Raw genomic sequence first — 26,210 nt, forward strand, 5'->3', positions numbered from 1 at the left:
CGCGGCAAGGCGCGGGCGAAGCGGAAAAAAACCTCAGCGCGCAATACTGTAGCCGATTCGCGCGATCCAGTGATGACGCTGGTTGTAGTCGAGGATGTCCTCGCCGTAGCCGTTGAAGTACCCCACGAACAGATAGCCGCCCCACGCGCTGCTGATGAGCTTCGCGAGCGGATAGGTCAGTTGCGCGTCGACGCTGCCGTACCACGCCTTCGTGCCCTTGCGCAGCGTGGTGGCGAGCTGCCAGCCGTCGGGGCTGCCGTACTTCACCAGAAAATCGACATAGCCGCGATAGTCGGCGATGTCTTCGTTGCCCTGCTTCGTGATGTAGTAATAGAACTTCGGCGACAGCGTCAGGTGGTTCGAATTGATGTCGCCGAACTCCCACGTCGGCCGCACGAACGCGATGTTGATCGCGCGCGACTCGTCGCCGCTCTTGCCGTTAGATTCGTGGCCGAAGCCCGCCGCCACGCCCATGCGCGTGAAGAGCGGACTCTTCCACCCGGTGTCCTGCAGGTAGTAGAACAACTGGGGCTGGTAGCTCGTGTCGCGAAAAGGGGCGGAATCGGCGGACAGATCCCAGATCGACGTCTGCGTGTAGCCGAAATAGAGGTTGTCGAGCAGGGCGCGCGAACGCGGGTCGTCCGGCAGCAACAGGCGGTACTTGAAGCTGAACTGGAACTTGGCGAGGTTGTCGCCGTTCTGGCCGTCGGCGAAATACATCGGCTCGAACGTCGAGAGACGGCCGCTCAGCATGCGGTCGGTCGTGGTCGGCACGGCTGCCGTATTGACCGCGGCGCTCGCGCTCGCCAGCTGCGCGGGGGTGCGCGCCTGCGCTTCCTCGCGCTCCGCCGCGACGACCTGCGCCTGGTTTTCGCCGCGATTGAGCGTGACGAGCATCGGCGACGAATCGAAGCCGACCGGATCGATTTTCACCGTGCCGCGCGCCGAGTCGGGCCACGGCGCGGAAAAGCGCACCCGCCGGTATTGCCCGGGCCGCAGCGTCAGCCGGTCCGGCACGGCCGGATCGCGTTGCAGCGCGAGCGGCTGCGGCGGCAGATCGCCGTTGGTCAGTGTCACGTTCAGTTGCTTCGGCACTTCGACGGTAAGCGGCCTGGCGTCGTCGTCGGTGTAGAGCAGCGTCAGCTCGAGCGGCTGCTGCGCAGCGGCTTCGCGAGCAGGCTGGAGCACGGCGACGGTCGCGCACGCCGCGCCCGTCCAGCCGACGGCAATGACGAGCGCGCAGACGCGCAGGAGCAATGCGAAGTTGCGTCGTGTGGCGCGTCTTTCGGGACGCGGGGGGCATCGGGCCATGTAATGGTCGTCCTCGATCGTGATGCGGGCAGGGAGCGGGCCAGCGTGTCCATGCCCGGGGTGGCGTTTTGTCGAACTTCTGCCCGGCCGGACGGGCGCGGCGCGGGCCATCCGGCGTTCGTCAGCGTGTGCCGGCGTCGCGGCGTTCAGGACAAAAGCGATGTCAGGGGTGTAATTGTAAACGTGCTGAAGGCGCGCCCGACAGGTGGCGCCCGATGCCGGCCGATGTCCTCGGATGACCCGCGTGTGACTTCAGTTGCCGCGCACGAGCTGCGAGAGCAGCGCGACATTGAGCGCGACGATGATTCCCGCGCACGCCCATGCGAGCGCGAGCGGAATGCGCGCGACCCGCCAGCGCCCCATCAGTCCGGCGTCGGAGGCGAAGCGCACGAGCGGAATCACGGCGAGCGGAAGCTGCAGGCTGAGCACCACCTGGCTTGCCACGAGCAACTGGTTGGAGCCGTGCTGGCCGAACGCGCCGACGGCGACGAGCGCCGGCCCGATCGCGAGCCCGCGGGTGAGGAGCGCTCGCGCCCAGCGTGCGATCGTGATGCGCAAAAAGCCCTCCATGACCGCCTGTCCGGCTAGCGTGCCGGTGACCGTCGCGTTGAGCCCGCAGGCGAGCAGCGCCGCCGCGAAGAAAATGCTCGCCCATTGCGTGCCGACGAGCGGCGCGATGAGCCGGTGGGCGTCGGCGAGATCCTCCACGTCGACGTATCCCCTCGCGTGAAACACCGCCGCCGCGACGATCAGCAGCGACGCATTGACCGTGAATGCCAGCGCGAGCGACGCGAACGTGTCGATGTTCACGCCGTAGAGGGCCTCGGAGATCGACGGGTCGTCGCGTTGCGGCGCGTGCTCCTTCACGAGCGCCGAATGCAGATAGAGGTTGTGTGGCATGACCGTCGCGCCGAGGATGCCGGCCGCGAGCCAGATCATGCCGGCATCGCGCAGCAGTTCCTTCGGCGGCGCCAGTCCGGCGAGCGCGGCGTGCCACGCCGGGCGCGCCAGCGCGAGCTCGACCACGAAACAGAAGCCGACGAAGAAGATCAGCGCCGTGATCGCCATCTGCAGCGGCCGTTTGCCGCGGCTTTGCAGGGCGAGCATCGCGAAGGTGGCGAACGCGGACATCAGGACGCCCGTCGTCAGCGAGACGCCGAGCAGCAGTTGCAGCGCGACCGCGCTGCCCACGACCTCGGCGACATCGCAGGCGATGATCGCGATTTCGCACGCTATCCAGAGGAACAGCGTCGTGCGCCGGCTGAAGCGCTCGCGGCACAGTTGCGCGAGATCGCGTCCCGTCACCACGCCGACCCGCGACGCCACCCATTGCAGCAGCATGCCCATCAGGCTCGCGAACAGCACGACGCCGAGCAGCCGGTAGCCGTACCTTGCGCCGCTCGCAAGCGCCGTCGCCCAGTTGCCGGGGTCCATGTAGCCGACCGCGACGAGCGCGCCCGCGCCGACAAACGAGAACCAACGTCCGCGCGGCGGTCCGGCCGGGCGCCGGCGCAGCCGTTCGTCGTGAGGATCGCGCCCGGACGGCGCTCGCTCGGGCCGGGTCGCGGGCATGAGTGCGGAGGGATTGCTGTTCATTGCAGATGCTTGCCCCGAATAGCTGGTACGGAATGCGGCGTGCCAGTGAAAGCCCGTGAGATATGGCGGCGACGGACGGTGCCGTCGCCGTGCGCCGGGAGGCGCCGGGCGCCTCCCGTGATGGCGCGCCCGAAGCGGGGCACCCGCGCGTCGGCGAATCGGCGCGCGTCCGAAGTGGCTAGCAACGACTGTTCCGCATGGCTATTCGATGCGGTCGCGCCCGGTGATGCCGGGCGCGACCGCAGGTCACAGATATTGCCATCGCGCGGCGCACCGGCTGCCGGGTCTCACTGCCGCCAGTGTGGTTTTGCCCGGTGTCGCGCACGCGGATTAACGGCTAAAATGCGGCCTCCCCGGCGGGCAGCAATCCGCGCGCCGGGGCCACGGCCGGGGGCCGCGGACCGCTCGGGAGCCTTGCGCCGCGCACCGCGCGCGCATGCGTGTCCACTTTGCGCGACAAGCGGGCGATTGTTTTTTGTCCCGCAGGTATTTAATGGTAGTTTTCGGGTTTTTAAGGGAGCCGCGGGCTGGCCGGTTGTTCGAGCAAGGGCGGTCCGCGCGGCATGACGGGGTCGAGAGTCGAAACGACGGAGAAACGAGATGACAAAAAAACTGGCGGGCCGGTTGACGATGCTGGCGGCTGCAGTGACATGCGCCCTGGCGCTGGCACCGGCGACGGCATCGGCGAAGGACACGCAGCTCAATGTGTACAACTGGTCGGACTACATCGCCAAGGACACGATCCCGAATTTCACGAAGCAGACCGGCATCAAGGTCAAGTACGACAACTACGACAGCGACGACACGCTGCAGGCCAAGCTCCTCACCGGCAACTCGGGCTATGACGTCGTCGCGCCGACCAGCAACTACGCAGGCAAGCAGATCGCGGCCGGCATTTTCGCGCCGCTCGACAAGTCGAAGCTGCCGAACCTCAAATATCTCGATCCGGATCTGATGAAGCTCGTCGAGGGCGCCGATCCGGGCAACAAGTACACGGTGCCCTGGGCCTACGGTACGACGGGCCTCGGCTACAACGTGACGAAGGCGCAGCAGATTCTCGGCAAGGATGTCGCGCTCGACAGCTGGGACGTGCTCTTCCGGCCGGAGAACATCTCCAAGCTCAAGGCCTGCGGCGTCTCGGTGCTCGATGCGCCCGACCAGATGTTCGCGGCGGCGCTCCATTACATCGGTAAGGATCCGATGAGCACGAACCCGGACGACTACCGCGCCGCGCTGGCAATGCTCAAGAAGATCCGCCCGTACATCACGCAGTTCAATTCGTCGGGCTACATCAACGACATGGTCGGCGGCGACATCTGCTTTGCCTACGGCTGGTCGGGCGACGTCGTGATCGCGAAGCACCGCGCGCTGGAGGCGAAGAAGCCGTTCAAGATCGAATACTTCATTCCGAAGGGCGGCGCGCCGGTCTGGTTCGACGTGATGGCGATCCCGAAGGACGCGAAGAACAAGGAAGCCGCGCACGCGTGGATCAATTACATCGAGACGCCGCAGGTGCACGCAGCGATCACCAACGCGGTGTACTACCCGAGCGCGAATGCGGAAGCGCGCAAGTACGTCGACAAGGACGTCGCGAACGATCCGGCCGTGTATCCGCCGCAGGAAGTGATCAAGACCCTGTTCCTGCTCAAGCCGCTGCCTCCCGAGATCCAGCGTTTGCAGACGCGCCTCTGGACCGAATTCAAGTCCGGCCGCTAGACTTGAACGTTTTGCAGTGAATCGAAACCACGAAGCCCCTGGTCCGCCGGGGGCTTTGTTCGTCGCGCAGCCGATCGGGCGCCCGCCTTTCGACCGGCCGGGCGCCATGTGTCGCGCAACAGGAATTTTGCAGGAGTCGAGCAGGCAATCATGAGTGAGCAGTCGAGCGCAGTACACGCAGCGCCTAACTCCGGCAGGCCGCAGCCGGGCAATGCCCCCGATGCGGCCGGCACGGACAACTTCGTGCAGATCGTCGATGTCGTCAAGAAATTCGGCGACACGGTGGCGGTGAAGGGCGTCAACCTGTCGGTGAAGAAGGGCGAGCTGTTCGCGCTGCTCGGCAGTTCCGGATGCGGCAAGTCAACCTTGCTGCGCATGCTCGCGGGGCTCGAATCGGTGAGCTCCGGGCAGATCCTCATCGAGGGCGTCGACCTCGCGAGCATGCCGCCCTACAGCCGCCCGACCAACATGATGTTCCAGTCGTATGCGCTGTTTCCGCACATGACGGTGGAGTCGAACGTCGCGTTCGGGCTGAAGCAGGAAGGCGTGCGCGGCAGCGAGCTGAAGGACCGCGTGAGTACCGTGCTCGAACTCGTGCAGATGGCGCGCTATGCGAAGCGAAAGCCGCATCAGCTTTCGGGCGGGCAGCAGCAGCGCGTCGCGCTCGCGCGCAGCCTCGTCAAGCGGCCGAAGCTGCTGCTGCTCGACGAGCCGATGTCCGCGCTCGACAAGCAGATCCGCCAGCGCACCCAGATCGAGCTCGTGAACATCCTCGATCAGGTCGGCGTGACCTGCATCATGGTCACCCACGACCAGGAAGAGGCCATGACGATGGCGGGGCGCCTTGCCGTGATGAGCGAGGGGCAGATCGTGCAGATCGGCACGCCGCACGAGGTCTACGAATATCCGAACAGCCGCTTTTCGGCGGAGTTCATCGGCTCGACCAATCTCTTCGACGGCAACGTCGTCGAGGACCAGCCGGATCACGTGTTCGTGGAGTCGCCCGACCTGTCGGTGCGGCTTTACGTGAGCCACGGGATCACCGGGCCGCTCGGCATGCCGGTGACGATCTCGGTGCGCCCCGAGCGCATCGCGCTCACGAGAAAGCCGCCCGAAGGCGCGTACAACTGGGGCCGCGGCACGGTGTCGAACATTGCGTACATGGGCGGCTATACGCTCTATCACGTGAAGCTCGAGAGCGGCAAGATCGTGGTCGCGAACGTGTCGAGCCTCGCGCTCGGCGAAATCGACTCGCCTACCTGGGACGACGAAGTCTACGTGCGCTGGAGCGCGTCGGCGGGTGTCGTGCTGACGTCATGAAGCGCGTGCTTGCTCTACTTGCCGCGCCGTGGCGGCGCATGGGCTTCACGGGCCGCACGGCGGTGATCGCCGGGCCGTTCGGCTGGCTGCTGCTGCTCTTTTTCGTGCCGTTCCTGCTGGTCGTGAAGATCAGCTTCGCGGATTCGCGGCTCGGCATTCCGCCTTACACCGAACTCGTGGCGATGAAGGACGGCGTGCTCAATATCGCGCTCGACTTCTCGCATTACGCGTTCCTTTTCACCGACAGCCTGTATTTCGCCACCTACATGAATTCGCTGCTGGTGGCGGCGGTATCGACGGTGCTGTGCCTGCTGATCGGCTATCCGATGGCGTATTACATCGCGCGCTCCAATCCGGCGACGCGCAACCTGCTGATGATGGCGGTGATGCTGCCGTTCTGGACGTCGTTCCTGATCCGCGTGTACGCGTGGATCGGCATTCTCAAGAACAACGGCTTGCTGAACAACTTCCTGATGTCGACCGGCCTGATTCATTCGCCGATCGAGCTCTATCACACGAACATCGCGGTCTATATCGGCATGGTCTATTCGTATCTGCCGTTTCTCGTGATGCCGCTTTACGCGCACCTCGTGAAAATGGATCTGACCTTGCTCGAAGCCGCTTACGACCTCGGCGCGAAACCGTGGAAGGCGTTCGTGCAGATCACCTTGCCGCTGTCGAAGAACGGGATCATCGCCGGGTGCCTGCTGGTCTTCATTCCGGCGGTCGGCGAATACGTGATTCCGGAACTGCTCGGCGGCGCGGACACGCTGATGATCGGCCGCGTGATGTGGAACGAGTTCTTCGACAACGCCGACTGGCCGATGGCCTCCGCCGTCACCTGCGCGATGGTGCTGCTGCTGCTCGTGCCGATGGCGCTCTTCCAGCATTACCAGGCGAAGCAACTGGAGGAGAAGCGATGATCAGGCCAAGCCGCCCGCTCCAGTTCACCGCGCTTGGGCTCGGTTTTCTGTTTCTCTATATCCCGATCATCAGCCTGATCGTCTATTCGTTTAACGAGTCGCAGCTCGTGACCGTCTGGACGCAATTCTCGCTGCGCTGGTACAAGGCGCTGTGGTACGACGACGAGCTGATCAACGCCGCGTGGCTCTCGCTGAAGATCGCGGTGCTGACGGCGTGCGCGTCGGTCGCGATCGGCACCTGGGCGGGCTTCGTGCTCGCGCGCATGGGCCGCTTTCGCGGCTTTACGCTCTACACCGGCATGATCAACGCGCCGCTCGTGATTCCCGAGGTGATCCAGGGCATTTCGCTCCTGCTGCTGTTCGTGGAAATGGCGAAGGTGTTCGGCTGGCCGGCCGGCCGCGGCATGTTCACGATCTGGGTCGGGCACGTGATGCTGTGCATTTCCTATGTGGCGATCATCGTCGAGTCGCGTGTGCGTGAACTGAATCCGTCGCTCGAAGAAGCCGCGCTCGATCTCGGCGCCACGCCGTTGCGGGTATTTTTCACGATCACGCTGCCGCTGATTTCGCAGGCGCTGGTGGCGGGGTGGCTTCTGTCGTTCACGCTGTCGATCGACGACCTCGTGCTCTCGGCGTTCCTGTCGGGGCCGGGCTCGACCACGCTGCCGCTCGTCGTGTTCTCGCGCGTGCGGCTCGGGCTGAATCCGGAAATGAATGCACTCGCGACGCTTTTCATCGCGTTCGTGACGATCGGCGTGGTGGCGGCGAACTACTTCATGCAGCGCGGCCAGCGCAAACGGCTCACCGGGGTGCTGTGAGCCGAGCGGGGCGGGCTATGCGCTCGCCAGATGCCGCGCGAACGAAGTGGAGTCGGTGTTCGTGCCGCACAGCAGGACGCCGACGCGCTTGCCTTGCAGCCGCTCGCGCAGCGGCCCGAGCAGGCCCGCCATCGCCGCCGCGCAGGCGGGCTCGGTGGCGAGTTTGAGTTCGTTGAAGAGCGCAAGCATCGCGCGGCGCAGTTCCCCGTCCGTCACGGTCACGATCTGGTCGATATGCCGGCGGCACAGCTCGTAGCTGTACTGCTCGGTGTGCGGCGCCATCAGCGAATCGGCGATGCTGTGCATCGTGCCCATCTTTACCGTGTGGTTGGCAGCGAAGCTCTTGCTCATCACATCGGCTCCGATCGGCTCGACGCCGTAGACGTGAATCGACGGGTTGGCGAGGCGCATCGCCGTCGATACCCCGGCTGCCAGCCCGCCGCCGCCGATCGGCAGGATCACCGCTTCGAGATCGGGTGCCTGCGACGTCCATTCGTAGCCGAGCGTGGCGGTGCCGAGCACCGTCCGGTAGCCGTTGAACGGATGCACGAAGAAGCGGCCTTCCTCGGCTTCGATCCGGCGCACGATCTCGAACGCTTCCGTGGCGTTCTCCGCCAGCACCACTTCCGCGCCGAAGCGCCGGGCGAGCGCAATGCGCGCCGGGCTCGAGGTGCGGATCATCACCACCTTCGCGCCGATCTCCGTGCGCATCGCCGCATAGGCGACCGCCACCGCATGGTTTCCCGCCGATACGCACGTGACGCCCGCGCTGCGCTCGTCGTTGCTGAGCGCGAGCAGGTTCGAGAACGCGCCGCGCGCCTTGAACGTGCCGCTTGCCTGCAGAAGCTCGAACTTGAACGTGACGGGCGTGCCCTCGAGCGTCGGAAAGTCGTGGCGCTCGAAGGTGGGCGTGCGCGCGACCCACGGTGCGAGCGCCATGTGCTGCTCGGCGATTTCGTCGAGTGTCGGGATCGGCGTGCCGTCGATCGTGTGGTCGGTGTGCGTGGCTGTGGACATGGCGGCTCGAACGGAACGGTTTAGCGGGCGGACTGCGCGTCCACCGACATGCTGTGGATGAACTTGCCGAGAAACGCTTCGCACGCGGCAAGCTGCTCGAGCGACACATACTCGTTCGCCTTGTGCGCCTGCTCGATGTTGCCCGGCCCGCACACGATGCTCGGCACGCCCGCGAGCGCGAAGAGGCCCGCTTCCGTGCCATAGGCGACCTTGCGCTTCTCCTGATTCTCCGTGAGCGCGCGCACGAGTTGCGTGATCGCCGCCTGCTCGGTCGCGTCGAGCCCCGGCGCCGAGGCGATCCGCGAAAACTCGATCGCGGCGCTCGCGTGCTCCTGCTGCATCTTCGGCAGGAGCGTCTCGCGCGCGTACGCTTCGATGCGCTGATAGACGAGCTCGGGGTCCATCATCGGCAGGTTGCGGAATTCGAACTGGAAGCTGCACTCGGCGGGCACCGTGTTGATCGCGTTGCCGCCCTTGATCGTGCTCGTCTGCGCGGTGGTGTAGGGCACGTCGTAGAGTTCGTCGAACGGGCCCTTCGCGCGGAATTCGTCTGCGACGTCGCGGATGAAGCAAATGAGACGCGCGGCGTATTCGATCGCGTTCAGGCCGCGCGGCGTCAGCGACGAATGCGCGGCGAACCCGCGCACGCAGCAGTTGTACGTGTTGATGCCCTTGTGCGCGATGACCGGGCGCATGGAAGTGGGTTCGCCGACGATGCAGCCGTCCGGGCGCAGGCCGCGCTTTTGCAGGTCGCTGATCATGAGCGGCGCGCCCGCGCAGCCGACTTCTTCGTCATAGGAAAGCGCGAAGTGGATCGGCCGGGCGAGGCGGGTGGCCTGCATTTTCGGCAGGAGCGCGAGCGCCGTGCCGATGAAGCCTTTCATGTCGCAGGTGCCGCGGCCGTAGAGCAGACCGTCGCGGATTTCCGGCTTGAACGGGTCGCTTGCCCAGTCCTGGCCGTCGACCGGCACGACATCCGTATGGCCCGACAGCACGATGCCGCCGTTGGTCTCGCCGTCGTGCGCGGGCACGGTCGCGAAGAGATTGGCCCACTGGCCGCGCTTGTCGACCGTGATGGTCGATTCGACGCCCGCCGCGCGCAGTTCGTCGCGCACGGTTTCGATCAGGCCGAGGTTCGGATTGCGGCTGACGGTGTCGAAGGAGACGAGGCGCTCGACCCACGGAAGGGCGGCGGACGACGCGGCCGACGACGTTTGGGAACCCGCCGGTTCAGCGATCTGCGACATTGTGTTCTCCGTGTGGATAGAGTTCGATCATACCGAAAAAGCGCGTCCGGGTCCGTCCCGGGGCGGGCGCTGCGGGCCCGCTGCACCGCCGGCGCGGGACATTACCGCGCCGCTGGCGCTGCCTGCCGCGCCGGGCTGCCGAGCGCGCGCAGCGTCTCCTTGACCGTCGCGATGCGCACCGACAGGTCGGGGCTCCTCGTCTCGATGCGCAGCCTGTCCTGTCCGGCAAGCTTGATGTGCTTGTGCTTCTGCACCATCTCGATGATTTTCATGGCGTCCACGGGCGGGTTCGGGATGAACTGGAGCCCGATCACCTGTTCGGCCGCGTCGATCTTGGAGATGCCGAGCGGCTTCGCGGCGAGCCGCAGCCGGTGCGTCTCGACGAGCGCATGCGCCTGCGGCGGCAGCTTGCCGAAGCGGTCGACGAGCTCTTCCAGAATGCCGTCGATTGCGTCGCTCGATTCGCAGTTCGCGAGCCGCTTGTAGAGCGACAGCCGTTCCTGGACGTCGCCGCAATAGTCCGCGGGAAGGATGGCCGGCGCGTGCAGGTTGATCTCGGTGGTCGCGGCGAGCGGCGCGTTGAGGTCCGGCTCGCGGCCTTCCTTCAGCGCCCTTACGGCGTCGTTGAGCATGTCGGTGTAGAGCTGGAAGCCGATCTCGTGAATCTCGCCCGACTGCTTGTCGCCGAGCACTTCGCCCGTGCCGCGGATCTCGAGGTCGTGCATCGCGAGATAGAAGCCCGAGCCGAGTTCCTCCATCTGCTGGATCGCCTCCAGCCGCCGCTGCGCCTGCTTGGTGAGCGCGGCGGGGTCGTGCACGAGCAGATACGCATACGCCTGGTGGTGCGAGCGCCCGACGCGCCCGCGCAGCTGGTGCAACTGCGCGAGGCCGAACTTGTCGGCGCGGTGCATGAGGATCGTGTTGGCGCTCGGCACGTCGATGCCGGTTTCGATGATCGTCGTGCACAAAAGCACGTTCGCGCGCTGGCCGACGAAGTCGCGCATCACGCGCTCAAGCTCGCGCTCGTGCATCTGGCCGTGCGCGACGGCGACGCGCGCTTCGGGCACGAGCTCTTCCAGCATCGCGCGGCGGTTTTCGATCGTTTCGACCTCGTTGTGCAGGAAATACACCTGGCCGCCGCGCTTCAGCTCGCGCAGCATCGCCTCGCGGATCACGCCGTCTTCCTCGCGGCGCACGAAGGTCTTGATCGCGAGGCGCTTCTGCGGCGCGGTGGCGATCACGGAGAAGTCGCGCAGGCCTTCGAGCGCCATGCCGAGCGTGCGCGGAATCGGCGTGGCGGTGAGCGTCAGCACGTCGACTTCCGCGCGCAGCGCCTTCAACGCCTCCTTCTGGCGCACGCCGAAGCGGTGCTCCTCGTCGATGATCACGAGCCCGAGGCGCTTGAACTGCACGTCCGAGGAGAGCAGCTTGTGCGTGCCGATCACGATGTCGACGGTGCCCTCGTTGATCTGCGCGATCGACGCCGATACTTCCTTCGTGCTCTTGAAGCGCGACAGCTCCGCGATGCGCACCGGCCAGTCGGCAAAGCGGTCGGTGAAGGTCTGCGTGTGCTGTTCGGCGAGCAGCGTGGTAGGCGAGAGGATCGCGACCTGCTTGCCCGCCATCACCGCGATGAACGCCGCGCGCAGCGCGACTTCCGTCTTGCCGAAGCCGACGTCGCCGCACACGAGCCGGTCCATCGGCTTGCCGCTCGTCATGTCGCCGATCACGGCGGCTATCGCCGCGGCCTGGTCGGGCGTTTCCTCGAAGCCGAAGCTCTCCGCGAACTTCGTGTAGTCGCGCGGTTCGAGCTTGAACGCGTAGCCCGAGCGCGCCGCGCGCCGCGCGTAGAGGTTCAGCAGCTCGGCGGCGGTGTCGCGGATCTGCTGCGCCGCTTTGCGCTTCGCCTTGTCCCACTGGCCGGAGCCGAGCGCGTGCAGCGGCGCGCTTTCCGGATCGGCGCCGCTGTAGCGCGAAATGACGTGCAACTGCGCGACCGGCACGTACAGCTTGCTTTCGTTCTGGTATTCGAGATGCAGGAACTCGGTTTCGCCCTCGCCGAGGTCCATCGACACGAGCCCCATGTAGCGCCCGATCCCGTGCTGCGTATGGACGACCGGATCGCCGACCTTCAGCTCCGAGAGGTCGCGCACCATCGAGTCGACGTTGCTCGCCTGCTCCTGGCGGCGGCGCCCGGCGCGGCGCGCGAGCGGCCCGTAAAGCTCCGTCTCGGTGATGATCGCGAGTTCCTCGCCCGGCAGCGCGAAGCCGTTGGCGAGCGGCGCCACGCCGAGCGAAAACTTCGCGTCGCCGGTGAGCCACTGCTGAAAGGTGTCGTCGAGCGCGCCGCGCAGGCCGTTGTCGGCGAGCAGTTGCTGGATCGTCTCGCGCCGTCCCGCCGATTCCGCGACCAGCATCACGCGATTGGGTGTCTGGTCGAGATAGTGGCGCAGCGCGGCGAGCGGCTCGTCGGCGTGGCGGTCGATCGCGAGGCCCGGCAGCGGCACGGCCCAGCCGCCTTCGGGCACGGGCGGAAACTTGAGCTGCGCGAACGGCTTGGCAAACGAGAAGAAGTCGTCGTCGGTCAGAAAGAGGCGGTGCGGCTCGAGGAGCGGCCGCTCGCGGTCGTGCGAGAGAAAGTTGTAGCGCTGCTTCGTGTCGCTCGTGAAGCGCCTGATCGCCGCGTCCATGTCGCCGACGAACGCCAGTTGCGCGCCTTCGGGCAGATAGTGAAAGAGCGTCGCGGTCTCGTCGAAGAAGAGCGGCAGGTAATACTCGATCCCCGCCGACGGCACGCCGTTGCCGATGTCCTTGTAGATCGGCGAGCGGCTCGGATCGCCTTCGAACACCTCGCGCCAGCGGCTGCGAAACGCGGTGCGCGCAGCTTCGTCGAAGGGGAACTCGCGGCCCGGCAACAGGCGCACGTCGCGCACCGGATAGAGGCTGCGCTGCGTGTCGGGGTCGAACGCGCGGATCGAATCGACCTGATCGTCGAAGAGGTCGATGCGGTAGGGTAGCGGCGAGCCCATCGGGAAGAGATCGAGCAGGGACCCGCGCACGCAGTATTCGCCCGGGCGCACGACCTGGCTCACGTGCTCGTAGCCCGCGAGCGTCAGCTGCGCCTTGAGCTTCGCCTCGTTCAGGCGCTCGCCCTGCGCGAACGAGAACGTGTAGGCGGCGAGAAACGACGCCGGCGGCATGCGGTAGAGCGCGGTCGTGGCGGGCACGAGCAGGATGTCGCAGCGGCCTTCGCCCAGGTCGTGCAGCGTGGCAAGGCGCTCCGAGACGAGGTCCTGGTGCGGCGAGAACGTGTCGTACGGCAGCGTCTCCCAGTCGGGGAGGAGGCGCACGCGGGCAGCGGGCGCGAAATAGGGGATTTCGGCGGCGAGGCGCTGCGCGTCGACGGCGCTCGCGCATAGGACCGTCAGGAGCGGCACCTGCTCGCGAAAGGCGGTGTGGTAGCGCGCGATGGCGAGGGCGTCGGAGGAGCCGGTGGCGCCGTTGAAGACGAAGCGCTGGCCCGCCTTGACAAGTGCGATGGGAGACGTGGACTGCGATGTGACGGCTTTTGAAGACATAAGGTGTGCGGGGAACCGTCCGGGCGCGAAAGTGCGCACGGACCGGCGTGGTCGCGAAGGACCTATTATAAAATCCGGGCTTCACTTTGACTTGGCAAGATTTCCGACACGTGAGCTCACGCCTTTTTGCCCTGATTCCGTGCGCCGGCACCGGCAGCCGCTCGGGCGCGCCGATGCCCAAGCAATACCAGACCGTGGCCGGCCGCCCGATGCTGAGTTATACGCTTGCCGCGTTCGATGCGTGCTCCGAATTCTCGCAGACGCTCGTCGTGCTCGCTCCCGACGACACCCATTTCGACGCCCGCCGCTTTGCCGGCCTGCGTTTCGCGGTGAAGCGCTGCGGGGGGGCGTCGCGCCAGGCGTCGGTGTTCAACGGCCTGAACGCGCTGATCGAGTTCGGCGCGAAGGACGGCGACTGGGTGCTCGTGCACGACGCCGCGCGGCCGGGCATCACCGCTCAGATGATCCGCACGCTCGTCGGCGAACTGAAAGACGACGCAGTCGGCGGGATTCTGGCGCTGCCGGTCGCGGATACGTTGAAGCGCATCGAGCCCGAGGGCGATGCGCACCTCGAAGGGCGCATCGCGCGCACGGAGCCGCGCGACGGCCTGTGGCAGGCTCAGACGCCGCAGATGTTCCGTCTCGGCATGCTGCGCGACGCGATCGCGCGGGCACGCCAGGACGGCCACGATCTCACCGACGAGGCGAGCGCGATCGAATGGCTCGGCCATGCGCCGCGGCTCGTGCAGGGCAGCCTGCGCAATTTCAAGGTCACCTATCCCGAAGACTTCGCGCTCGCCACGGCGATGCTCGGCCCAACGCCTTAAATCTCCTTCAGACAGGGTAAATCGATGGACTTCAGAATCGGACAGGGCTACGACGTCCACCAGCTGGTCGAAGGGCGGCAGCTCATCATCGGCGGCGTGACCATTCCCCACGAACGCGGCCTGCTCGGCCACTCCGACGCCGACGTGCTCCTGCACGCGATCACGGATGCGCTTTTCGGCGCGGCGTCGATGGGCGACATCGGCCGGCATTTTCCCGATACCGCGAAGGAATTCGCCGGTGCCGACAGCCGCGCGCTGCTGCGCGAGGCGTTCAGGCGCGTGACGGAGGCGGGTTTCGCGATCGCGAACGTCGATTCGACCGTAATCGCGCAGGCGCCGAAACTCGCGCCCCACATCGAGGGCATGCGCGCGAACATCGCCGAAGACCTCGACCTGCCGGTCAATCGCGTGAACGTGAAGGCGAAAACCAACGAAAAGCTCGGCTACCTCGGGCGGGGCGAGGGGATCGAGGCGCAGGCGGCGGTGCTGCTGCTGCGCACGTCGATCGATCACTGAAGCAAGAACTGAAGCAAAACGCCACGCTTCGCGCGTGGCGTTATCGCTTTCGGGCGCCGGGGGCGCTGGCTTCCGGTACTTATTTTGCTTCGGCCTCGATGGCGAGCGCCGCGGCATTGATCACCGCCGCGATGCGGCCGACGTCGCGCAACTGCGTCGTGCTCATGCCTTCCGTGACGAGATTCTCGTAGTGCGACTTCACGCAGAAGTGGCATTTGCCGATGATCGACGCGGCGAGCGCATACATCTCGAAACGGCGCTTGTCCACGCCGCCATGCGACGCGTACGCGTTCATGCGCAGACCCGCGGGCTGCGTCTTGAGATCGGCGTTGTCGGCCATCTCCAGGTACGGATACCACACGTTGTTCATGCCCATCAGCGCGGCCGCCGTGAGCGCCGCGTTGGTTTCTTCCGGCGACAGCACGCCCGCCGAGCGGATCGTGTTCACGATCTTCGTCGCCTTCGCCGCGTAGGCGGCGGCCAGCGCGACGCCGACCGCGTCGTTGCCTTCCAGCGACGAGCGCGCGATCGTGCCGTCGACATTCAGGCGGATGTCCTTTGCGTAGTCGGGAATGAGTTCTTTAATCGAAGACAGGAATTCCATTGATTTCTCCTATTCTAACGACGGTAAAAAAGCCCGCCGGCTCAGTGTGACTCAATAAGCATAGCGGGCTTTGGCGTCAAGCCGGGAAGGGCCTTGCGAAGACGCTTACAGCGTCGCGCCGCCTACCGCGCGGTTGCACGGGCACAGTTCGTCCGTTTGCAGGCCGTCGAGAATACGCAGCACTTCTTCCGGGTTGCGGCCGACGTTCAGGTTGTTCACCGAAACGTGCTGGATGACATTGTCCGGGTCGACGATGAACGTGGCGCGCAGCGCAACGCCCGCTTCCTTGTCGCGCACGCCGAGCTGGTCGATCAGCTCGCCCTTCACGTCGCCGAACGCGTAGTGGTTCAGCTTGCTCAGGTCCTTGTGCTCGCGGCGCCATGCGAGCTTCACGAATTCGTTGTCGACGCTGCCGCCGAGGAGCACGGCGTCACGGTCTTCGAAATCCTTCGCGAGCTTGCCGAATTCCACGATTTCCGTCGGGCAGACGAACGTGAAGTCCTTCGGATAGAAGTAAATGATCTTCCACTTGCCCGGGAACGACTGCTCGGTGATCTCTTCGAACGCCGACTGGCCGTTTTCCTCGTGATGGTTGAAACCCGGCTTTGCAGCGGTGACGGTAAACGCTTCGACTTTATCGCCCACGGTCTTCATGTGACTACTCCTGTGTACGTTTGGAAGGACAGACGAGACTACCTGATCGCCGTAACGAGGCCGTGACATAGGCCGCGCCCCCGTTACCCGACCCCGACTATAACTCTATTAATCTATATTCTCAATAGATTTTAACTAACAACATGGATAGTTTTTGGCGAACGATTCGATAGGTTTTCACATCGCGATTGTTGTGCACTTCAGCGCTCAATCGCGCTGCGTGTCGAACTTCCCGCCCTTCACGGTGGGGAAGTCGATCGTCACTTCGAAGCCCGGTCCGGGCGCGCGGTTGCGCAGGCGCAGCGTGCCGCGCTGGCGCGTGACGAGCCGCTGCACGATCGCCATTCCGAGCCCGGTGCCGTTCGCCTGGGTGCGCGCGGTGTCGACGCGATAGAACGGACGTGTGATGAGCGCGATCTGGTCGTCCGGAATGCCGCGGCCCTCGTCCATCACCGACAGCTCCACGCGACCATGTGTCACACGCGTGACGAGCGTGATGCGCGCGATGTCGTCGTGCTCGCTGCGGCCGTACTTGCGCGCGTTTTCCAGCAGATTGCCGACCACGCGGCGTGCGTCGGTCGGATCGCCTTCAATCATCGCGCCGTGCGCGAGGTCCGTCTTCATCACGACGCCCTCGTCGGCCTGAAAGCGGGCGGCGAGCTCGCCCGCGATCATCGACAGGTCGACGGCTTCCGGCATGCGCTGCATCGGCCGCGCGTAGTCGAGAAAGCGCCCGATGATCATGTCCATCTGCTCGATGTCGTCGATCATCGCGAGCTTGGTGGTCTCGTCCGACGGGCTCATCTCGGTTTCGAGCCGCAGGCGCGCGAGCGGCGTGCGCAGGTCGTGCGAGATGCCGGCGAGCATCAGCGCGCGGTCGGCTTCCAGCTGTTCGAGGTCCTGCACCATCTGGTTGAAGCTGCGGTTGGTTTCGGCCGCGACGCCCATGCCGCGTTCGGGCAGCGGCTCCGGCGACTGCCCCGAGCCCACCTTGCGCGCGGCGAGCGCGAGCCGCGCGAACGGCCGGTTCACGAGGCTCGTGATGAACGCCGCGCCGAAGAGCGACAGCGCGAGCGCGAACACGCCCCAGCCGGCCCATTGCAGGCCGGTGACGGTGTCGAGCTGATCGCGGTCGAGCGCGACCCAGTAGTCGTCGTCGTCGATCTTGAAGCTGATCCACACACCCGGGATGTCGTTCACCGACTGCGCGATGATCGTCTCGTTGCCGAGCCGTCCGCGCACGTCGCGCTCGATCAGCCGGTTGAGCGACTCGTCGGGCTGCAGGCGATATTTGTCGGTAGTCTCGCGCGGATACACGCGCACGCCCTCATTGCTCTCCAGATCCTGCAGCAACGCGCGGCGCAGATCGGGATCGGAATAGAGGAGGGCGGTGCGGGTGAGCTTGACGACGGCGACGAGCTGCAGCGCCACGCGCTGCGCGCGCGGCTCGCGCTCGATCACGCGAAAGCTCTGGAACCACGCGGCGAGGCTCACCGCGATCAGCAGCGCGATCAGCGCAAAAGTCCGCCAGAACAGGCCGCCGAACGCGAGCGTCAGTAGCCGCCTGTCGATGCGCATGAGTCTTTCGGGTCCTGCTCGGGAAACGTCGCGTGGCCGGTTTCGGGACGCCTCACGCGGCGCCGTCGGGGATGAACACGTAGCCGAGGCCCCAGACCGTCTGGATGAAGCGCGGGCTGCTCGGATCGGGCTCGATCAGCTTGCGAAGGCGCGAGATCTGGACGTCGAGGCTGCGGTCGAACACTTCGTATTCGCGGCCGCGCGCAAGCTCCATCAGCTTCTCGCGCGAAAGCGGCTGGCGCGGATGGCGCGCAAACACCTTCAGCACGGAGAACTCGCCCGTGGTGAGCGGAATTTCCTGCGCGTTCTTCGTGAGCGTGCGGGTGGCAAGATTGAGCGCGAATTCGCCGAACTCGAACACTTCGGTGGTTTCGGAAGGCGCGCCAGGCAGCTCGGACGGCGACTGCCGCCGCAGCACTGCATGAATGCGCGCAACGAGTTCGCGCGGATTGAACGGCTTCGGCAGATAGTCGTCGGCACCCATCTCGAGCCCGACGATGCGGTCCACGTCCTCGCCCTTCGCGGTGAGCATGATGATCGGCGTGCGGTCGTTGCTGCCGCGCAGGCGCCGGCAGATCGACAGCCCGTCTTCGCCCGGCAGCATCAGGTCGAGCACGAGGAGATCGAAACGTTCACGGACCCAGAGCTTGTTCATCGACGGCGCGTTTTCCGCGACATAGACATTGAAGCCCTGTTCACCTAGGTAGCGTCGCAGGAGGTCGCGCAGGCGCGGATCGTCGTCGACTACGAGGATTTTTGAAGGATTTTTGGTTTCCATAGCGGCATCTTAGCGCGATTAGAAAGACGTCGAGTTTGTAACAATTGCAGCGTAACAGACGGTTACAAAATTTACGGCGCGTGTGGCACGCTATATAGGTTCTGTGCGTACACTCCTTTACCTAAGCCCGTCATTCGGTAGATACTTCATTAGACCAACGCTCCGCGTTCGCACCGTGATCACGGGGTTGCGTGCGACGCAACAAGAGACTGAGACCGTCCGGTTGTCGAGCAACGAAGGGAACAACATGAAGGGAGCGCGGCAGCGCGGACCTGTGCGCCATGAGCGCATTCTCAAGCAGACGCTACTCGCTAGCGCGCTTTACGCCGTACTGACCACGCCCCCCGTATTTGCACAGTCATCGTCGGCTTCCGGTCGCGATCCGGCTGCGTTCGACCGCACCGTGACCAGCCGGCCCAACCGGTCGGATCCACGCATGATCCGTGCCCAGCAGCGAAGCGGCAAGAACTCGACCTCAGGCAATCGTGATCGCGACTCGAAGCCTCCCGCGATGCAATCCGTCCAGCAAAACGACCAGCCGCCCGCGCGCCCGCCCCGGCATGCCGTCATGACCGCCGACGAGCGGCGCCTGTTGCGACAGCATATCGAAGAAGCGGTACGGGATCTTTACAAGCGTTGATGCGCCCCGGCCGCTTGCCATGAACCGACGCCGTTTTCTTTCGATGGCAGGCGCATGTCTTTCGATCCCGAACGCCTATGCGGGCATTTCGCCCGCGCCCGCCGCACTTCCTTCCAGACCGCTTGTTCCTGACCTTTCCGGCGCGGGCAAGGTCCTGATCCTCATCGAGCTTAAAGGCGGCAACGACGGCCTGAACACGGTGATCCCGTTCGCCGATCCCGCTTACTACACGCTGCGACCGACCCTCAACATCGCGCGCTCGCGGGTCCTGCAGCTCGACGAACGTACGGGCCTGCACCCGGCGGCGAAAGCCCTGATGCCGCTCTGGAGCGACGGCCAGCTTGCGATCGTGCAGGGCGTTGGTTATCCACGGCCGAATCTCTCGCATTTCCGCTCGCTGGAGATCTGGGACACCGCGTCGCGCGCCGATCAATATCTCGAAGAAGGCTGGCTGGCGCGCGCGTTGCGGCCGGCATCCGGTGCGCGGGGACTTGCCGCGGGCGCTGCCGTGATCGGCAGTGTCGAGAAGGGGCCATTCACCGCATTCGCCACAGCGGCCAACGGCGCGGCAGGCAACGCGATGCTCTTGTCGGCGTCAACCGCGAGCGACTCGATCGCTGCAGCGAACGGGCGCGGCGCGGCGCAAACAGTGAGGACGCGCTTTGCGGCCGGCGCGTTCGGCGCGTCGGTCGGCTCGGCAGTGCGTCTTCTCGCCGGCGACACCCGCTCGGGCGTCGCCGTGATCCGCCTGACGCTCAACGGATTCGACACGCATCAGAACCAGCACGCGCGGCACGCGGCTTTGCTCGGGGAGCTGTCGGAGGGGTGCGCCGCGCTGCGCTCTGCGCTGGGCGAACTCGGACGCTGGGATGACACGCTCGTCGTGACCTACTCGGAATTCGGCCGGCATCCGCGCGAAAACCAGAGCAGGGGCACCGACCACGGCACCGTGGCGCCGCACTTCGTGATGGGCGGGCGCGTGCGCGGCGGGCTCTTCGGCGCGGCGCCCCGGCTCGCGCGGCTCGACGGCGGCGGCAACCTGCCCGCCGCCGTCGACTTCCGGCAGCTTTACTCGACCATCCTCGGCAACTGGTGGGGTCTCGATTCCGCGTCGATTCTGCACGAGCGCTTCGAGCCGCTGCCGCTTCTGCGCACCTGAAACGCTAGCGCGTGCGCCAGCTGATCCAGAGCTTGCGGATCGGCGTGAGCGAGATGTGCTGATGCAGCACCTGAAAGTTTTCGCGCTCGATCTCGTCGAACAGTGCGAGGGAGAGCGCCGCCTGCGCGCGCAGCACGCGCTGGTGCGCGCGTTCGCCGGACGGAATGGCGGCGAGCGCGTCGTTGAGCACGCGCCTGGCGCGTTCGGTCTGAAAGCGCATGAGCGCCGTGAAATCGTCGCTGTACTTGCGGTTGATGACGTCGGCGGCCGTTACCTTGAAGCGCTGCAATTCGTCGATCGGCACATAGATGCGGCCGTGGCGCGCATCGTCGCCGAGTGCCTGCACGCGTTCCGCCAGCATCAGCGCCGAGCCGAGCGGCATGGCCCAGCCAGCGGCGTTCGCGGCGTCGCGCGCCGTCGTCCGGGCGACGGCCACCGCGAATGCGCCGCCCACCTGTTCGAGATAGCGGCGCAGTCCCGGCCAGTCGAGATAGCGCGCCTGATCGAGGTCCATGCCGAAGCCTTCGACGAGCGCGTCGATCGACGCGCGGGTCGCTTCGTCGAGCGCTCCGCCGCCAGGATGCGCAGCATGCGCGCGCAGCGCCTTCGTCACCGGATGGGACGGCTCGCCGCCGGCCAGGCTCGCAAGCTCCTTCTGCCACCATGCGTGCTTGGTGCGGCCGATCGTCGGATCGCTGGTTTCCTTGACCGTCTCCTCGAGTTCGCGGCGCAGCGCGTAGAGCGCCGTCAGGAACGGCTGGCGGGCGGCCGGCGCCCGGCGCAGCGCGTAGTACGTGCTGGAGCCTTCGGGGGCGGCCTTTTGCTGGCAGTAATCGTCGAAGTTCACTGGGGTCGGCTGTGTGGGGCGACTGAGCGGGCGGCTTGCGCGGCATGCGGCAGGCGTTCGGAACGTCTGGAATGCGGCCGTCCTAGTAAAAAAAGCCATTGAAGATCAATGGCTTTTTCGTGATGCGCGTGCTGCTTTCATGACTGGTGCGAGGAGCGGGACTCGAACCCGCACACCATTGCTGGCGTCAGGACCTAAACCTGGTGCGTCTACCAATTTCGCCATCCTCGCCGCCGGATTCGCCCGCTCCGAAGAGAAGCGCGTGAACCCGTTTTGTCTTGCCGTGCGTTGCCTTGACATGCTCGCGCGGAACGTTCTTCCGTGTTTCTCCGGACCTCGGCGATCCCTTGAAACACTATGCGTTGGCCGCGCCAAGCCCGAGATTCTAACCGATTCGCCCCGCGATGTCTGCAACCGGCCGACACCCGCGTGACCGATGCCCACCATGGCGCCCGGGCGATTGCGCCGTGCCTGCGACGTGCCTACAATCGCCGTCTTCCAGTTGCGTTCGCCTTCGGCTACATGACCCGCACATCGCGCAATCGCTTCGTCGCATGGCTCGGCATTGCCGCCATGTGGCTTGCCATTGTCGCGCCGGTCGTGAGCCAGACGATCGCCGCGCGCGTAGCCGCCGCCGATCCGCAGGCGCCGATGTGCTCCGCGGACTTCGTGCCGGGGATCGCTCCGGCTGCGCCGCTCGCGTCATCTGCGGAGCACGGCGACCACCATCAGGCCGCCTCCGCCGACACGGATACGCACGGCGCGCATCACGCCTCCGCCGCCGATCACTTCGACGCCTGCTCGTACTGCGGACTGCTCGCGCACCATGTGCCGCTGCTTGCGGGTGCATTGCCCGGCGTGGCACGCATCGAACGCTCCGCACGCGTCGCATATGCCCCGGCGCTCGCCGCGGTCCATGCGAAATCCTTCAACGCCGCCCGTCCGCGCGCGCCTCCCGTCGTTTCCTGAAGCCTGTCATTCGTCCCGACCGTCGTGCCGGCGCGCGTTTGCGCCCGGCCGGTCCTGCGTTCACATCTTCAGGATTCTTCGATGCTCAAGCTCATCGAGCGAGCGCGGCAGCCTCACGGCTGCCGCGCCGCTGCGCGTTCGCGCGCATCCGCGCCGATCCGCGGCTCACACGGGTCACGCGCATTCCACGTATCGCGCGCGTGGCTAGCGCTGTCGCTGATCGCGCAGGCGGCGCAGGCCGCCGCCACTCCCGCTTCTGCTCCCGCTCAGGCTTCCGCTTCCTCCGCACAGCCGGCCACCGCTGACGACACGGGCGACAGCGCATCGCTCGCGCCGGTCGTCGTGACGGCCCAGGGCACGCGGGCGAGCCTCGACCCCGATCTCCCGTCGAGCGTCTCGACCGTCACGGCCGACCAGTTCCAGTACTGGAACGTCGTGACGCCCGAAGACGTGCTCAAGTACGCGCCGAACATGGCGGTGCGCAAGCGCTTCATCGGCGACGTCAATTCGACCATCGCCGTGCGCGGCACGAGCAACGCACAGACGGCGCGCGGCCTCGTCTATGCCGACGGCCTGCTGCTCAGCAACTTCCTCGGCAACACGTTTACGTTCGCGCCGCGCTGGTCGATGGTCTTCGCCGACGACATCGAACAGGTCGACGTGATCTACGGCCCGTACTCCGCGCTCTATCCGGGCAACTCGATCGGCGCGACGGTCGCGATCACGACGCAGATGCCCACGCACTTCAAGGCCGACGCGAAAGTGCAGGGCTTCACGCAGCATTTCGACCTGTTCGGCGTGAACCGCAGCTTCAACGGCACGAACACGACGGCGACCATCGGCGACCGGATCGGCCGGCTGTCCTACCTGATCGGCGCCGATCATCTCGAAAACACGAGCCAGCCGCTCCAGTTCGCGACGCTCCCGCAATCCACGACGCCCGCCAGCGCCCGCGACCGGCCGGTCACGGGCGCGTATTTCTACAACGACCAGAACAACACGCGCACGGCGGTGCTCGGCGTGTCGAACGAGGGCATCGAGCGCACGTTCCAGGACCAGTTGCGGCTCAAGCTCGCCTACGACCTGACGCCGACGCTGCAGGCCGGCTTCACGCTCGGCTACTGGCACCAGAAGTACAACAGCGACACGCAGACGTTCCTGCGCGATGCGAACGGCAATCCGGTGTACAGCGGCCTCGTGAACATCGGCGGGTTCGAGTACAACCTGCCGGCCGCGACGTTCGCGCCGAGCGCGGGGTCGAGCGAGAACTTTCTCTACGGCCTGTCGCTCAGAACGCGCAACCAGACGGGCTGGAACGGCGAAGCCATAGCGTCGTATTTCGACATCACGCAGAGCATCGCGCGCACGGCGAACTCCGGCGTGCCGGGCGACGGGCCGGGCACGATCACCTACGGCGACGGCGCGGGCTGGAAGTCGCTCGACCTGCGCACGACCTGGACGCCGCCGTCGGCGGACGCCGGCATCGCGGCGCACTGGCTGTCGTTCGGCTATCACTACGACAACTATCTCCTCGACAACGAAACGTACAACACGCCCGCCTGGCGCGACGGAGGCAACGCCGCGTTCGCCAATGCGTTCGGCGGACGCACGCAGACGCAGGCCGTGTATGCGCAGGACGCGTGGCGCTTCCTGCCGCGGTGGAAGTTCACTTACGGCGTGCGCTACGAGAACTGGAACGCCTATGACGGCATGCGTGCGGTCGGCGCGACGTCGCTCGCCTACGGCGATGCGAGCGAGAGCCACTGGTCGCCGAAGGCGTCGATTTCCTTCGACGCCACCTCGAACCTCTTGCTGCGCGCATCGATCGGGCGCGCGTACCGCTTTCCGACCGTCGGCGAGCTGTTCCAGGGGCAGATCAATGGGCTCTCGATCGTCAACAACAATCCGAACCTGAAGCCGGAAGACGACCTGTCGAAGGAACTGACGGCGGAGTGGCAGCAGGGCAACGGCGTGTACCGGTTCATGCTTTTTCAGGACGACGTCAGGAACACGATCTTCAGCCAGACCAACACGACGGTCATCCCGAACGTCACGAACTTCCAGAACATCGACAAGGTGCGCTCGCGCGGCATCGAGACGAGCTACGAAGGGCAGGACGTGCTCGTGCGCGGGCTGGATCTCGCGGCGAACGTCGCCTACACGCAGTCGAAGATCCTGGCGAACAGCGGCAATCCGGCGTCGGTGGGGAAGTACTTCTATCGCATTCCGCTGTGGCGCGCGAACGTCGTCGCGACCTACCGCGCGACCGAGAAGGCCGCCGTGACGCTCGCCGCGCGCTATTCGGGACGCCAGTACAACACGCTCACCAACACGGACACCAATCCGGACACCTACGGCGGCACGAGCACGTACGCAGTCGTCGACGCGAAGCTCACCTACCGGCCGACGAAGAAGACCGAGATCGGCGTCGGCGTCGACAACCTTTTCGATCACCGCTACTTCGTGTTTCACCCCTACGCGGGACGCACGTTCTATCTGGAAGGACGCATCGGCATCTGATGCCGCCGCCCTCGACCGCAAATCCGTTCAACATTCGACGACACACGCCCATGTACGTACCGAACGACAACCTGACACTCGCCGCCGATGCGCACGCAAGCGCTGCGGCGCATCGCACGCTGTGGCGCTGGCATTTCTACGCGGGACTCTTCGTGATGCCGCTCCTCATCGTGCTCGCCGTAACGGGCACGCTCTATTGCTTACAGCCGCAGATCGAGCCGCTGCTGTACCGCGACCGGATGGTCGTCGCCGCAGAGGCCGCGCCGCGCCTGAGCCGGGAGACGCTGCTTGCGAAGGCCTTCGCGGGCGCGCCGCTAGGCGCGGTGCCGACGACGGCGCAGATCGGCACCGATCCGCGCCGCAGCGCCGAGTTCGTGTTCCGCCTGCCGTCCGGCGAGAGCGAGAGCGTCTACGTGAATCCGTATAGCGGGGCGCTGCTCGGCACGCTGAGCGTCGAGCACCGGCTGATGAAGCAGGTGCGCAACCTGCATCGCGCGCTTCTGCTCGGCAAGACCGGCGAGTTGCTGATGGAACTGGCCGGCTGCTGGACGCTCGTGATGATCGGAACGGGCATCGCGCTGTGGTGGCCGGGGGGCGCGCAGAAGACGTGGCGCAAGGGCGGCGTCTGGGTGCCGCGTCTTCGGCTGCGCGGGCGCGCGTGGTGGCGCGATCTGCATGCGGTCGGCGGCATCTGGTTTGCGATCGGCGCGCTTTTCTTCGTGCTGAGCGGGTTGCCGTGGTCGGGCTCGTGGGGCAAGCAGTTCAAGGAGCTCGCGACGTCGGCGCAGCTCGGCTATCCGAAGGGCGCGTGGGGCGAAGCGCATGTGCATTCGACGGCCCCGGCCGTATCCGCGACTCAGGGCGGGCACGACATGCATGCCATGCACGATAACCACGACCAGCACGCCTTGAAGATGGACGATCTGCCCTTGCCGCAAACGCCCTGGGCCGTCGGTCTCACGGACGTGCCGGAAGTGCCGCCGCACGCGCCGGGCGCAGCACGCGTCTCGCTCGATTCCGTGGTCGCGCTCGCGGCGGCGCAAGGTGTCACCGATGACTACAGCATCGCGCTGCCGAAGTCTCAGAGCGGCGTGTACACGGTGTCGTACTTTCCCGCCGATCCGAAAGCCGAACGCACGCTGCACGTCGACCAGTACAGCGGCAGAGTCCTGTCGGACATCCGCTACGACGACTACGGCCGCGTCGCGCAATGGATTTCCTATGGCACTTCGCTGCACATGGGGCGTTACTTCGGGCTTGCAAACCAGATCGTCTGCGCCGCGATTTCGATGGGGCTCGCATCGATGGCGCTCTCGGGCTTCGTGATGTGGTGGAAACGCCGTCCGCAGCGGGAACTGGGCGCGCCGCCGCGCCCGGTCGGCCGCCCCGCGATGCGGGTCTGGCGCGGCGGGCTGACCGTGCTCGGCATTGTGTTTCCGCTGATGGGCGCGACGATGCTGGTCGTGTGGATTTCGGACCGCATCGCGTTCGGCCGCACGGGGGCGGCGGGTTCGTGAGCGGGCGAAGGGTGAAGAGTGAAGGGCGAAGGGTGAAGAGTGAAGGGCGAAGGGTGAAGAGTGAAGGGCGAAGGG

Annotated in this window: 21 protein-coding genes and 1 tRNA gene; 11 read left to right on the plus strand and 11 right to left on the minus strand. The window is 66.0% G+C overall.

All coding sequences use genetic code 11. The features are described from left to right. Positions 1-33: 33 nt before the first annotated feature. Positions 34-1,311, minus strand: coding sequence for a phospholipase A (locus tag BG61_RS27355; protein WP_051672813.1), 1,278 nt, complete (start codon positions 1,309-1,311; stop codon positions 34-36). A gap of 252 nt (positions 1,312-1,563) precedes the next feature. After that, positions 1,564-2,907: an Nramp family divalent metal transporter gene (locus tag BG61_RS27360; RefSeq protein WP_035933453.1), complete on the minus strand. Its 1,344-nt coding sequence runs from the start codon at positions 2,905-2,907 to the stop codon at positions 1,564-1,566. Positions 2,908-3,507: 600 nt separating this feature from the next. Between BG61_RS27360 and BG61_RS27365 the strand changes: the two genes are divergently transcribed. The 4 genes from BG61_RS27365 to BG61_RS27380 all read left to right on the plus strand — a co-directional run bounded on the left by BG61_RS27365 (position 3,508) and on the right by BG61_RS27380 (position 7,684). After that, entirely contained in the window at positions 3,508-4,623 is a 1,116-nt protein-coding gene (locus tag BG61_RS27365; protein ID WP_035933450.1) for a polyamine ABC transporter substrate-binding protein, read from the plus strand. Between the two features lie 150 nt (positions 4,624-4,773). Next, positions 4,774-5,943 (plus strand): ABC transporter ATP-binding protein, encoded by a 1,170-nt coding sequence (locus BG61_RS27370; protein WP_035933562.1) that lies wholly within the window; start codon positions 4,774-4,776, stop codon positions 5,941-5,943. After that, on the plus strand, positions 5,940-6,866 hold the full coding sequence (locus tag BG61_RS27375; protein ID WP_035933447.1) for an ABC transporter permease subunit: 927 nt from the start codon (positions 5,940-5,942) through the stop codon (positions 6,864-6,866). Before BG61_RS27370 ends, BG61_RS27375 begins: the two co-directional genes overlap by 4 nt. Then, on the plus strand, positions 6,866-7,684 hold the full coding sequence (locus tag BG61_RS27380) for an ABC transporter permease subunit (protein ID WP_035933559.1): 819 nt from the start codon (positions 6,866-6,868) through the stop codon (positions 7,682-7,684). Before BG61_RS27375 ends, BG61_RS27380 begins: the two co-directional genes overlap by 1 nt. A 15-nt stretch (positions 7,685-7,699) precedes the next feature. Here the strand turns inward: BG61_RS27380 and BG61_RS27385 are convergent, their stop codons facing one another. The 3 genes from BG61_RS27385 to mfd form a co-directional block, all read right to left on the minus strand. Continuing rightward, positions 7,700-8,701 (minus strand): threonine/serine dehydratase family protein, encoded by a 1,002-nt coding sequence (locus BG61_RS27385; RefSeq protein ID WP_035933445.1) that lies wholly within the window; start codon positions 8,699-8,701, stop codon positions 7,700-7,702. A 20-nt stretch (positions 8,702-8,721) separates the two neighbouring features. Continuing rightward, positions 8,722-9,948, minus strand: coding sequence for an acetylornithine deacetylase (argE, locus tag BG61_RS27390; protein ID WP_035933442.1), 1,227 nt, complete (start codon positions 9,946-9,948; stop codon positions 8,722-8,724). A 101-nt stretch (positions 9,949-10,049) separates the two neighbouring features. Beyond that, positions 10,050-13,526, minus strand: a complete 3,477-nt coding sequence (gene mfd, locus BG61_RS27395) for a transcription-repair coupling factor (RefSeq protein ID WP_035933440.1) — start codon at positions 13,524-13,526, stop codon at positions 10,050-10,052. Positions 13,527-13,636: 110 nt separating this feature from the next. On the opposite strand from mfd, the gene ispD reads away from it, so the two are divergent. After that, positions 13,637-14,353, plus strand: coding sequence for a 2-C-methyl-D-erythritol 4-phosphate cytidylyltransferase (ispD, locus tag BG61_RS27400; RefSeq protein WP_035933437.1), 717 nt, complete (start codon positions 13,637-13,639; stop codon positions 14,351-14,353). Between the two features lie 24 nt (positions 14,354-14,377). Continuing rightward, the gene (gene ispF / locus BG61_RS27405) at positions 14,378-14,869 is read left to right on the plus strand and encodes a 2-C-methyl-D-erythritol 2,4-cyclodiphosphate synthase (protein WP_035933434.1); all 492 of its coding nucleotides are present in this window, start codon (positions 14,378-14,380) and stop codon (positions 14,867-14,869) included. A gap of 79 nt (positions 14,870-14,948) precedes the next feature. On the opposite strand, the gene BG61_RS27410 is transcribed toward ispF, so the two are convergent. The 4 genes from BG61_RS27410 to ompR all read right to left on the minus strand — a co-directional run bounded on the left by BG61_RS27410 (position 14,949) and on the right by ompR (position 18,483). Further along, on the minus strand, positions 14,949-15,473 hold the full coding sequence (locus BG61_RS27410) for a carboxymuconolactone decarboxylase family protein (protein WP_035933432.1): 525 nt from the start codon (positions 15,471-15,473) through the stop codon (positions 14,949-14,951). A 105-nt stretch (positions 15,474-15,578) separates the two neighbouring features. Next, positions 15,579-16,127, minus strand: coding sequence for a peroxiredoxin (locus BG61_RS27415; RefSeq protein ID WP_035933429.1), 549 nt, complete (start codon positions 16,125-16,127; stop codon positions 15,579-15,581). A gap of 207 nt (positions 16,128-16,334) precedes the next feature. Beyond that, the gene (locus BG61_RS27420; RefSeq protein ID WP_035933426.1) at positions 16,335-17,705 is read right to left on the minus strand and encodes an ATP-binding protein; all 1,371 of its coding nucleotides are present in this window, start codon (positions 17,703-17,705) and stop codon (positions 16,335-16,337) included. Positions 17,706-17,757: 52 nt separating this feature from the next. Continuing rightward, positions 17,758-18,483, minus strand: a complete 726-nt coding sequence (ompR, locus tag BG61_RS27425; protein WP_035933424.1) for an osmolarity response regulator transcription factor OmpR — start codon at positions 18,481-18,483, stop codon at positions 17,758-17,760. Positions 18,484-18,730: 247 nt separating this feature from the next. Here ompR and BG61_RS27430 point away from each other — a divergent pair, with 247 nt between their 5' ends. Both BG61_RS27430 and BG61_RS27435 read left to right on the plus strand, forming a co-directional pair. Then, positions 18,731-19,123 carry a hypothetical protein gene (locus BG61_RS27430; RefSeq protein ID WP_081868202.1) on the plus strand — a complete coding sequence of 131 codons (393 nt, stop codon included), beginning with the start codon at positions 18,731-18,733 and terminating at the stop codon, positions 19,121-19,123. A gap of 19 nt (positions 19,124-19,142) precedes the next feature. Further along, positions 19,143-20,282 (plus strand): DUF1501 domain-containing protein, encoded by a 1,140-nt coding sequence (locus BG61_RS27435; RefSeq protein WP_035933422.1) that lies wholly within the window; start codon positions 19,143-19,145, stop codon positions 20,280-20,282. A gap of 4 nt (positions 20,283-20,286) precedes the next feature. Here the strand turns inward: BG61_RS27435 and BG61_RS27440 are convergent, their stop codons facing one another. Beyond that, entirely contained in the window at positions 20,287-21,129 is an 843-nt protein-coding gene (locus tag BG61_RS27440; protein WP_035933420.1) for a squalene/phytoene synthase family protein, read from the minus strand. A 144-nt stretch (positions 21,130-21,273) separates the two neighbouring features. After that, a tRNA-Leu gene (locus BG61_RS27445) sits at positions 21,274-21,360 on the minus strand. 198 nt (positions 21,361-21,558) lie between these two features. Here BG61_RS27445 and BG61_RS27450 point away from each other — a divergent pair. From BG61_RS27450 to BG61_RS27460, 3 genes are all read left to right on the plus strand, one after another. Continuing rightward, positions 21,559-22,098 (plus strand): DUF2946 domain-containing protein, encoded by a 540-nt coding sequence (locus tag BG61_RS27450; RefSeq protein WP_241486495.1) that lies wholly within the window; start codon positions 21,559-21,561, stop codon positions 22,096-22,098. Between the two features lie 81 nt (positions 22,099-22,179). Continuing rightward, a complete protein-coding gene (locus tag BG61_RS27455) occupies positions 22,180-24,618 on the plus strand; it encodes a TonB-dependent receptor (protein WP_035933415.1) in 2,439 nt (812 codons plus the stop codon). Between the two features lie 50 nt (positions 24,619-24,668). After that, on the plus strand, positions 24,669-26,135 hold the full coding sequence (locus BG61_RS27460; RefSeq protein WP_035933412.1) for a PepSY-associated TM helix domain-containing protein: 1,467 nt from the start codon (positions 24,669-24,671) through the stop codon (positions 26,133-26,135). Positions 26,136-26,210 lie beyond the last annotated feature (75 nt).

It is taken from the genome of Caballeronia glathei, from assembly GCF_000698595.1.
In the GTDB taxonomy this organism is placed as follows: Bacteria; Pseudomonadota; Gammaproteobacteria; order Burkholderiales; family Burkholderiaceae; genus Caballeronia; species Caballeronia glathei.